Here is a 9,395-nt window from a genome sequence, read left to right on the forward strand (position 1 = left end):
GGACAGGAGGCGCGCAACAGGGCTCATGCCGCACGTCCGAACATGGCTGATATCACGCCGTCGGTGGTGAGGGCGTTGCCGGCGATCTCGGCCGCGACTTCATTCTCACGGAACACCAGCACGCGCTGGCACAGGAGAAGAATCTCCTCGATTTCGCTGGACAGGATGACGAGCCCCATGCCGTCGGCCGCCAGCCCGCGAAACACGTCGTAGAGAACATGCCGCGTCGCCACGTCGACGCCACGCGTCGGATCGTTGAGGAGCAGGATCGCGGGCTCCAGCGCCAAGGCCCGCGCCAGCAGCACCTTCTGCTGGTTGCCGCCCGACAAAGTGGTGATCGGCGCATCGGGCCGGGGTGCGGCGATTGACAGTTTTTCGCGGTAGATGTCGTAGCGCGCCTTGCGCGCCGCCGGGCTGATCAGGCCGAGCCGTGTGTCGCGCGACAGAGTCGAAACGGCGAAGTTGTCGAGCACCGACTGCGTCGGGAAAATGCCGTTGGCGCGTCGGTCGCGCGGCAAATAGGCGATGCCGCTGGCGACAGCCTTGCGAAACCCGGTGATCTTGCGGGACGCATCCGATGCACCGAGTTCAATCGAGCCGCCATGCGGCGGTTCCAGGCCAGCAAGCATCTTGAGAAACAGCTCCTGGCCATGACCATCGAGGCCGGCAAGCCCGACGATCTCACCCGGAGCGATTGCCTGCGTGATCGGGCTGGCGCCGGGCGCGATGACGAGTTCGCGAACGGCAAGACCACCAAATTCGAGAGCGGTGCGATCAGCCATGCGCAAGCTCCGCGGCGGTACGTGGCGCCATTGTCTTGAGAAGCTCAGCCGGCGTCGAAGCGCCGCGCTCTTCGGTGCGCACCACGCTGCCGCCCCGCAGGATCGAGATGCGATCCGAAAGCGACATCACCTCGTCCATGCGGTGGGTGATGAACAGGATCAGGCAGCCCTCGCCGGCAAGCGCACGCATCAACGAAAAAACGGATTCGCGATCGGCGAAGTCGAGCGCGGCGGTGACCTCGTCGAGGATCAGGATCTTTGGGTTGCGCACGATCGCGCGAGCAAGGACGACCAATTGCTGCGCGGCGAGCGGCAGCAGGCCGGCTGGCATGTCGAGAGGGACGTCGGTGACCGCGAAGCGCTTAAGCGCAGCTTTCGCCCGGTCACGGCGCTCGTTGCGGGGCACAGCGCGCCGGACCAGCCCGTCGAGGCCGAGCAGGATGTTGTCGGTCACGCTGCGATCCGGCGCGATCAGCACCTCCTGGAACACCGTGGCGAAGCCTTGCGCCTGGAAGGCCGAGGGGTTGGCGCCCGAGAACGGCTTGCCGTGCAGGAGGATCGCGCCGCTGTCCGGCTGGACGATGCCGGACAACAGCTTGACCATCGTGCTCTTGCCCGAACCGTTCTCGCCCAGGATGGTGTGGATGGTTCCCGCCCGAAACGCGATCGATGCGTCCGCGAGCGCGATCGTCTCGCCATAGCGTTTGGATATGGTTTTGACTTCAAGCATGTCGCATTTCGATGCTGGCAGGCCGGCTCCCCGAAAGGAGCCGGCCTGTTGAGAGATTAGCAGGCGTCACTTTGCACAGGCATCGGGCACCTTCGAATAGTCCCAGCCCTTGGTTGGCGCCGGGTTCGAGAAATAGGCGTCGAGCCATTCCTCCGGCATCGGATCTTTCGGCGGGATCGGGAAGATAGACACGGCGTCCGTCGTCATGCAGTCCTTGTACCAGGCACCGAGATCGGCGGTGTGGACAGGCGGGATCGGGATCAGCAGCGTGTTCAGCTTCGGCTTCTGCCCGTCGAGCATGCGCTCGCCGACGCGGAACAGCGTCTGCGCGGTCCAGTGCGGCAGCACCGCATGGCCTTCGAAGCGGTACTTGTCGGGGTTGGCCTTCCAGTAGCCCAGCGCATCGCCGGTGATCGAGCCGGTGATCAATGGTGCGGGCCGGCCGGCTTCTGCGAAGGCTTCGGCGACGACGCGGCTTTCGCTGCCTGTCGTCCACACTGCATCGATCGGCGCCGGGTTGGTGGCGATCGCCTGCAGCACCACGGTCTTGGTGACGTTGGCTGTCCAGTTGCCATTGACATTGCGCGAGATCTTCAGCTTCGGATTTTCAGTCAGCGCCTTGTCCGCGCCCTGGCGCTCCTGCACCACGATCGGGTGTCCGGCGATGCCTTCGACCAGAAGGATGCTGGCGCCGTCCGGCTGCGCCTTGCCGATCGCCGCCATCATGTCGTAGCCCCAGCGCGCATAGTTGGAATCGACATTGATGGCGTTCGGGCTGGTCACCGAACCGGCAGCGGTGATGAACGGAATGCCGGCTTTGGCGGCAGCGTCGATCGCATCATCGAGTGCCGTCGCCGAGCCCGGGATCGAGGTGATGATCGAGCACTTCTTGTCGATGAAGGCGCGGATCTGGTTGATCTGCTGGCTGGCGTCGTTGTTGGAATCAGACACCTCGAAGCTGGACACCGTTCCGTCGCCGATCAGCCCGTCGACGAGACGCTTCAATTCCTTGGTCACCGTGACCCGCCACGGATTGCCCTGGTAGGATTCCGAGTGGCACCATTTCCACGGTTTAGGCGGCGCTGTGAAATTGTCCCAGGCCGAAGGCAGCACCTTCTGCGGCGCGCCGTCATATTGCGCCTTGAGTTCGGTCGGCAGCCCGCCGATGACGCCTTGCACATCCTGCGCAAAGGCGGTCGTTGCAAGCGAGGCAAGCGCGGTTGCGGCCAGCAGGCCGCGGATCATTCCTGTCATCTCGTTCTCCTCCGTTCGGTTTGGTTCAGGCTCCTCCACCGGCAGCGCCGGACACCTGCACCGGGGAACTCTCCCGAAACAGGCGATTGAGATCGGCAACAACCTGTCGGGCTTGATGCCGGGAGGTCATGCCGGAAAGGATGCGTTCGGATGCTGCTTGCTGGAAAGTCATGTAGCCGTCGTGGCGCGGCCGCACCCATGCACCCTCCAGCGTCGCGCGCGTATCCCGATAGAAGTCGCCGGTCGCTTCATTGACAGCCTGGTCCTCCCAGGCCGCTGCATGGCCGGGCTGGCCGCCGGCGGCGGCATAGGCGCCACGCTGGACATCGCCGCTCGCGACCCAATAGGCGAAGTCGATCGCGGCATCCCTGGCTTTGGAAAAGGCTGATACGGCTATGCCGGTGCCGCCAAGCGCCGAACCGACCGGGCCGCCGGAACCGATGACCGGAACATCGGCAAAGGCCAGCCGGTTCGCCCGAAAGCCAGCCGTCGCATAGGAAACGTAACCATAGATCAGTGGCGCGCAGACGAACCTGGAACCGGCCTCCGCCATACGTTCGGAGACGGCAATCGGGTCCATCTCGAAACACGCGGGATCGACCAGCGCTGCGATCTCGCGCATTGCCTCGAAGACTTGGCTACCGATCTCCACATCGATCAGATCGTCGGATGGATCGGTCGTGCAGGCATGCCCGAGATTGCCGGCAAGCGTGTAGAACACCATCAACACGTGAGGCGGCCGCAGCGGCAGCAGCACGCGGCCTTGCCGGGCGAGATCGAGCACCTCGCTCCAGCGCGCCGGTGGCGCACCGATCGCATCCGGACGCCATGCCTGGACCTGCGTTGCCGCATCGATCGGGAAAGCCCATTGCCGTCCTTGCCAGTTGTAGCTCGGATAGGACTGGCCGATGCTGCCCGAGGCAAGGGCCGTGCGTTCCGCCTCGCGTCCGGCGACATCCAGCGGCTCCAGGCAGCCTTCGGCCGTGATCTGGCCGACATGCGGATGGTCGATGACGATGAGGTCATAGGCGCGCGCCAGTTCTTCGACCGGGAAGGATTCGAAGTCCTGCAGCGAGCGCTTGTCCCATTCGATGGCAATACCGGTCTTCTGCTGCCACAGCGCCGAGCAGGCGACCATCGGATCATAGCCACGCGGATGGCTCCAGGTCATGCCTTTGAGCTTGGGCGAACTCACAGGCCGAACTCCGCGCGGATGGCGGCACTGTGCTCGCCGATGCGGGGCGCCGCCCGATCGGCCTTGGCTCTTATGCCATCGACCCGGAGCGGCGAACTGGTGGTGAGGATCGAGACATCGTCCTCGCGCGTCACAGTCTGCAGCATGCCGAGGGAATGGAACCCTTCGCTCGCCAGCATCTCCGGCCAGGTCAGCACTTTGGCGCACCAGATGTCGGCCGGCTCGAGGATATCAAGCCACTCGTCGATCGTCTTGGTGGCGATCCGCTGTGCGATGATCGCCTTGATGTCGTCGCGCGCGGTGAACCACGACGCAGGCTTGTCGCGATAGGGTGCGAGTTCGCTGAGCGACAGGAGATCGGCCAGCTTGGGAATCGGCGTCATGGCGATGGCGAGGTATCCGTCCTTGGCCGGGTAAACACCGTAAGGCGCCGACAGATAGGCATGCGCGCTGCGGAAGCTGGAGCGCCTGGGCAGCCGGCGGCCGTCATTGAGATGCGTCGTCAGCACCTCGAACTGGAAATCGACCAGCGCTTCCAGGAGACTGGTTTCGATATGGCTGCCCTGGCCGGTGATGCCGCGCCGCACGAGTGCGGCCAGAATGCCCTGCGCGCAGGCGGCACCGGCCAGCATGTCGCCGATGGCAAGACCGAACGGCACCGGCCCTTGGTCCTCATCGCCGTTCAGCCACATCACGCCGGAGCGCGCCTGCGCCAGCAGGTCTTGGCCGGGTCTCTTGACCCATGGTCCGTCTTCGCCATAGCCGCTGATCGAGGCATAGACCAGCCGCGGATTGATCTTGCGGACCGCCTCGTAGTCCAAGCCGAGCCGCTCGATGACGCCCGGCCGGAAATTCTGGATCAGCACATCGGCCTTGGCCAGAAGGCCGCGCAACGCCTCGAGATCGGCCTCGTTCTTGAGGTCGATGGCAAGACTTTCCTTGGCCCGGTTGATGGCATGGAAGATGGTGGAATCGCCGCCGATCTCGGTGTCGCTGAGATAGAGCCGGCGCGACAGGTCGCCGCCATCCGGACGCTCGATCTTGATGACGCGGGCGCCGAGATCGAGCAGCCTGAGTGAGCAATAGGGCCCGGACAGGAACTGGCTCATGTCGACGACGACGAGACCGGCGAGCGGCAATTCGGCTGCTGCCGGCATGCTATTTCTCCGTCTTGCCGACGAAGTCGGCCGGGTTGCGGTACTTCACCGTCTGCAGATGCTCGCAATAGAGAACCAACTCGCCTTCGCCCTTGAACACCTCATAGCTGGCGCGGATCAGCCCCATTTCCTTGTAGCGGGGCTTCTTGTCGAGGTTGGAGCGGATCGAATAGATCGTGTCGCCAATGAAGACGGGTTTTATGAAGCGGAGCTTGTCGTAGCCATAGGAGAAGGCATTGACGCAGTTGGTGGCGACCAGCCCCAGGCCAGCCGAAAAGACAAAGGCGCCGGCGATCAGCCGCTTGCCGAAAATGCCTTCGTTCTCGGCAAACATCTGGTCCTGCACATAGGGGTGGATGTCGAGCACCAGCGTGTTGAACAAATGGCTGTCGCCTTCGGCCATTGTGCGCCGCAACGAGCGGATCTTCTGGCCGACGGGCCAGTCCTCGTAGAACCAGTTCTCGGCATTCCACACCGGCAGCGCGGCGTGATCTCCGGGCATGTTCTTGGGATGCGTCGAGGCGACGCCGACGGTAGGTGCGAAATCGTTCATGGTCGGCACCGCCAGACCTGCATGGGGCACGTCACAGCTATCGGAAAACGCATCAAGGCGTCGAAATACAAGACGTCTCCTCCCGTCAATCTTCTTTTGTAAATAGTATTTTCACATATGGGGTTGCGTTGCAAGCGTGAACAGGCGAAATTTTGGCTGCTCCCGCGCGCCAAAGCGCAGGCGGGTAGGGAGGAAATCATGCGCGAGAATTGTCTGGTCTTTGTCGGCAGCCTGAACCGCGAGGCGCCGTATTTTCAGGGCGCTCGGGGCGTCGGCCTCAGCGTCTACAGCTTTGACGAGACGACGCTGGAAACACGAAAACTGGCCGAGACCAACGACGTCGACAATCCGACCTTCCTCTCGGTGACACCGGACGGCTCGCGGATCTACGCCAACTCGGAAGTGTTCACCTGGCGCGAGGGCACCGTCTCAGCTTACAGCTTCGATCGAGCTTCGGGGACGCTCATTTATCTGAACAAGCAACCGTCGCTCGGCAGCATAGCCGCCCACAACACCATCACCCGCGACGGGACAAAACTGCTGGTCGCCAATTACGGCATGGGCGAGGGCGGCCCGGATCGTGCGGTGGCTGTCTATGGCTTCGAAGAGAACGGCGCCTTGTCGGCGCCGCTTGCCAGCGTTTCGCATGAGGGCAGCGGCCCGAATGTGGCGCGGCAGGAACGCTCGCATGCGCACAGCGTCACCGAAACCATCGGCGGGGGAACAGCCATCGTCGCCGACCTCGGCATCGACCGGCTGGTGTCTTACCGGATCGAGCGCGAGGGCAATCTGGCCAAGCTAACCGAATCCGCTTTGCCATCCGGCGCCGGTCCACGCCACCTCGCACTGCATCCGAACGGACGCTTCGTCTTCGTCATGAACGAACTGGATTCGACCATCGTGTCGATGACGCTGGACGAAGCCACCGGCAAGCTCTCGATCATCGACGCAAAGCCGGCGGTGCCGGCCGAGGCACGCGACAGCAACCACTGCGCCGATATCCAGATCTCACCGGATGGCCGTTTTGTCTACGGCTCCAACCGCGGCCATGACAGCGTCGTCATCATGGCGGTCGACCAGCAGACAGGGTCGCTCAGCCTCGTCAGCTATATCCCTTGCGGCGGCGCGACCCCGCGTAACCTGGCGCTGACGCCGTCAGGCGGCCATCTGTTTTCCGCCAACCAGAATGGCGACCGCATTTCGATCTTCGCCCGCGACGCCGACAGCGGCATACTGACCGACACCGGGCGCGCCATCGAGATCGGCACGCCGATGTGCGTCAAGATCGTGCGCTGAACGCCCACAACTGCGAAGCCTCGGAAAAAATCGCCCGAGGCTCAAGCCTGTTGTATTGCCGAGAGCTTCCAGTTCGATCCATTCTCACGCACGAAAGTCCACAGCTCGGTCGTCTCTGTCGGATGATCATCGTCGCCCGCGACGATTTTGCCGCTGGCCCGTTCGCGCGTCACGTCACGAGATTCGTAGCGCAAGGCGGCCGTGGCGTAGTCGCGCTCATCCTCGCGCCAGCTTTCCGCGATGTCGGCCTGCAGCAAGGTGATATCAGTCACCTCGTTCCTGAGACCTTTCTGGGCATTGTCGGCCAACTCTTCCGACAGATAGGATACCATTTCGGGTGTAACCGCCCGGCGCAGAGCGGCATGGTCTTCGCGCCCGAATGCTTCCTGGACATCGGTCAGCAGCTGCTGGAATGCGTCGAGATCCGTCTGGGCCAGCGTGATCTCCTCGGAGGCGGCGGCCGGAGAGCCTCCACCTGAACCGCCGCCGAAACCGGGAATTGTGAAGGAGCCTGCAGTCTGCTGCCCTGCCGTTGAGCGGTTCTCAAATCGCGAAGCCTGGGCATTGCCGGCACCTGCGAGCGCCGGCGCGGGGCCGCGCGCGGATTGCGAGCGGAAGAACCTGATGGCCAGCATGATCGCGCCACCGATCAGCAAGGCCTGAAGCAGGAAACCGAACATGCCGGCCAGGCCGCCGAAGCCCTGACCCAAAAGCAGGCCGAACAGGCCGCCGAGCAACAGGCCGCGCATCATCGTTCCACCGAAACCGCTCATGAAGCCGGGCCTCTGCAGGCCGGCCTGCGGCTGCCGGGCCGCGTTGTTCACACCGGTGTTGGGCGTCATCGACCGCTCGACCGGAGCGGTCGGTGCTGGGGCCGTCCTGGTCGGCGGTGCCGATTGGAACGTACGCATGCCACGACTGCCGAAACTGCCGCCACGACGGGCCTCGGCATGGTCCATCGCAACCATGGAGAATGCAAGGAACAGTCCTGCAAAGAGGGCTGCAAATCGGCTGGTGCGGGAAATCATCGGAGATGAACCTTTGTCGATGTGGTTTCGGAAGTTTCAGCAAGTGCCGGCCTGGATGTCGGGCATCATGCGGTCAGTCGAACAACTCTTCGAAGAATGATTTCTTCCGCTTTGGATAGCGGTGACCGTGCGAGCGGGAATAATCGTCATCGCGGCTCTGGCCATGTTGTGGCTGGGAGAATGCTGCCGGCTGTGGCTGCGGCGCGGGCGCCGCTTCCCTGCCGGAACGCTCGATGATCTTGTCGAGTTCTCCTCGATCAAGCCAGACGCCGCGGCACTGCGGACAGTAGTCGATTTCGATACCCTGGCGTTCGCTCATCACGAGCGCGACGCGGCAGGAGGGGCAAACCATACCGAGGAGGGAAGTAGATGTCATACGGGGCTCCAAACCGAAAGGAATGAGCCCGCTTGACCGAAAGAATGGAAACGGGCCCGTTAAAGCGGTCCGACATCACAATCGCCAAAAGCGACAGTCAGAGGGGCCCGGCCCGCACCGAACAGTTAGGGATGCAAAGCCGCGGCTTCAAGGCCGATATTGCCCTGCAAGAATGATTTGTTCGCCACCGTTGCTCAGGCAGTCACCACGATTCAAATCGTCACCACGATCTCAGATCGTCACCACGATCTCAGATCGTCACTACGATCTCAGATCGTCACTACGATCTTGCCGAACTGCTCGTTCGATTCCAGATAGCGATGCGCCTCGACGATTTGGTCGAACGCGAAGGTCCTGTCGATGATCGGCCTCAGCGTCCCGTCCTCCAGACCTTCGACGATAAACGCCTTGGCGGCCTCGAGTTTCACAGGGTTGCCGGTGATCTCGTGGACGAGGTAGCCGCGCAGTGTCAGCGTCTTGCTCAGCACCGCTGGCAGCGGGAATGGCGTCGGCTCGCGGCTGAGACCGCCATATTCGATGAGGATGCCGCCACGCGACATGGCCGCTGTGAGTGGCTCGAAGATCGGGCCGCCGACCGCATCGAACACGACGCGCACGCCTTCAGGCCCTGCGATCTCATTCAGCCGTGCCGCCAAATCCTCCTCGGCCAAGGTGACGACTTCAGCCGCGCCGGCGTCGAGCAGGGCCTGCCTCTTCGCCGATGTCCGCGTCACCGCAATCGCTGGTGCACCGACCCTGTTGGCGATCTGGATTGCCGCAAGCCCGACGCTGCTCGAGGCCGCGGTGATCACCACGTGGTCTCCGCTGTGCAGCCCGGCGATATCGATCAGCGCGCCATAGGCGGTGAGATACTGCATCCAGACGGCCGCTGCCGTCTGCCAGTCGAGCGACGGCGGATGCTTGACGACAAGTCCGGCGGGGTAGGTGGCAAACTCGCCATAGGCCGGCCAGCGGATCATCGATTGCGGCGGGATGACACTGACGCTGTCGCCCGGCGCGAAAT

The 9,395-nt window shown here is 63.4% G+C and carries 10 protein-coding genes; 1 reads left to right on the forward strand and 9 read right to left on the reverse strand.

Features of this window, described 5'->3' with window-relative positions:
* Positions 1 to 23: 23 nt before the first annotated feature.
* The 6 genes from EN991_RS11615 to EN991_RS11640 all read right to left on the reverse strand — a co-directional run bounded on the left by EN991_RS11615 (position 24) and on the right by EN991_RS11640 (position 5,671).
* The gene (locus EN991_RS11615; protein ID WP_013533019.1) at positions 24 to 782 is read right to left on the reverse strand and encodes an ATP-binding cassette domain-containing protein; all 759 of its coding nucleotides are present in this window, start codon (positions 780 to 782) and stop codon (positions 24 to 26) included.
* Positions 775 to 1,512, reverse strand: coding sequence for an ATP-binding cassette domain-containing protein (locus EN991_RS11620; RefSeq protein ID WP_013533018.1), 738 nt, complete (start codon positions 1,510 to 1,512; stop codon positions 775 to 777). Before EN991_RS11620 ends, EN991_RS11615 begins: the two co-directional genes overlap by 8 nt.
* A gap of 66 nt (positions 1,513 to 1,578) precedes the next feature.
* Complete coding sequence (locus tag EN991_RS11625) at positions 1,579 to 2,766, reverse strand: ABC transporter substrate-binding protein (RefSeq protein ID WP_127368786.1); 1,188 nt, start codon at positions 2,764 to 2,766, stop codon at positions 1,579 to 1,581.
* Positions 2,767 to 2,791: 25 nt separating this feature from the next.
* Positions 2,792 to 3,961, reverse strand: a complete 1,170-nt coding sequence (locus tag EN991_RS11630) for an extracellular solute-binding protein (protein WP_063167546.1) — start codon at positions 3,959 to 3,961, stop codon at positions 2,792 to 2,794.
* Positions 3,958 to 5,118 carry a CaiB/BaiF CoA-transferase family protein gene (locus EN991_RS11635; protein WP_024502501.1) on the reverse strand — a complete coding sequence of 387 codons (1,161 nt, stop codon included), beginning with the start codon at positions 5,116 to 5,118 and terminating at the stop codon, positions 3,958 to 3,960. Before EN991_RS11635 ends, EN991_RS11630 begins: the two co-directional genes overlap by 4 nt.
* Position 5,119: 1 nt before the next feature.
* Positions 5,120 to 5,671, reverse strand: a complete 552-nt coding sequence (locus EN991_RS11640) for a MaoC family dehydratase (RefSeq protein ID WP_013533014.1) — start codon at positions 5,669 to 5,671, stop codon at positions 5,120 to 5,122.
* A gap of 198 nt (positions 5,672 to 5,869) precedes the next feature.
* On the opposite strand from EN991_RS11640, the gene EN991_RS11645 reads away from it, so the two are divergent.
* Entirely contained in the window at positions 5,870 to 6,967 is a 1,098-nt protein-coding gene (locus EN991_RS11645; protein ID WP_127368787.1) for a lactonase family protein, read from the forward strand.
* A gap of 41 nt (positions 6,968 to 7,008) precedes the next feature.
* Here the strand turns inward: EN991_RS11645 and EN991_RS11650 are convergent, their stop codons facing one another.
* The 3 genes from EN991_RS11650 to EN991_RS11660 form a co-directional block, all read right to left on the reverse strand.
* On the reverse strand, positions 7,009 to 7,995 hold the full coding sequence (locus EN991_RS11650) for a Tim44 domain-containing protein (protein ID WP_064995039.1): 987 nt from the start codon (positions 7,993 to 7,995) through the stop codon (positions 7,009 to 7,011).
* A gap of 73 nt (positions 7,996 to 8,068) precedes the next feature.
* Positions 8,069 to 8,371: a zf-TFIIB domain-containing protein gene (locus tag EN991_RS11655; RefSeq protein WP_024502504.1), complete on the reverse strand. Its 303-nt coding sequence runs from the start codon at positions 8,369 to 8,371 to the stop codon at positions 8,069 to 8,071.
* Positions 8,372 to 8,640: 269 nt separating this feature from the next.
* The coding region (locus tag EN991_RS11660; protein ID WP_127368788.1) for a zinc-dependent alcohol dehydrogenase family protein at positions 8,641 to 9,395 on the reverse strand (755 nt) is incomplete at its 5' end.

The organism is Mesorhizobium sp. M7A.F.Ca.US.005.03.2.1, from assembly GCF_003997795.1.
GTDB classification, from domain to species: domain Bacteria; phylum Pseudomonadota; class Alphaproteobacteria; order Rhizobiales; family Rhizobiaceae; genus Mesorhizobium; species Mesorhizobium ciceri.

Coding starts and splice junctions, on each gene's coding strand:
- EN991_RS11615 (WP_013533019.1), bottom strand. CDS start 782: ATGGCTGATCGCACCGCTCTCGAATTTGGTGGTCTTGCCGTTCGCGAA.
- EN991_RS11620 (WP_013533018.1), bottom strand. CDS start 1,512: ATGCTTGAAGTCAAAACCATATCCAAACGCTATGGCGAGACGATCGCG.
- EN991_RS11625 (WP_127368786.1), bottom strand. CDS start 2,766: ATGACAGGAATGATCCGCGGCCTGCTGGCCGCAACCGCGCTTGCCTCG.
- EN991_RS11635 (WP_024502501.1), bottom strand. CDS start 5,118: ATGCCGGCAGCAGCCGAATTGCCGCTCGCCGGTCTCGTCGTCGTCGAC.
- EN991_RS11640 (WP_013533014.1), bottom strand. CDS start 5,671: ATGAACGATTTCGCACCTACCGTCGGCGTCGCCTCGACGCATCCCAAG.
- EN991_RS11645 (WP_127368787.1), top strand. CDS start 5,870: ATGCGCGAGAATTGTCTGGTCTTTGTCGGCAGCCTGAACCGCGAGGCG.
- EN991_RS11650 (WP_064995039.1), bottom strand. CDS start 7,995: ATGATTTCCCGCACCAGCCGATTTGCAGCCCTCTTTGCAGGACTGTTC.
- EN991_RS11655 (WP_024502504.1), bottom strand. CDS start 8,371: ATGACATCTACTTCCCTCCTCGGTATGGTTTGCCCCTCCTGCCGCGTC.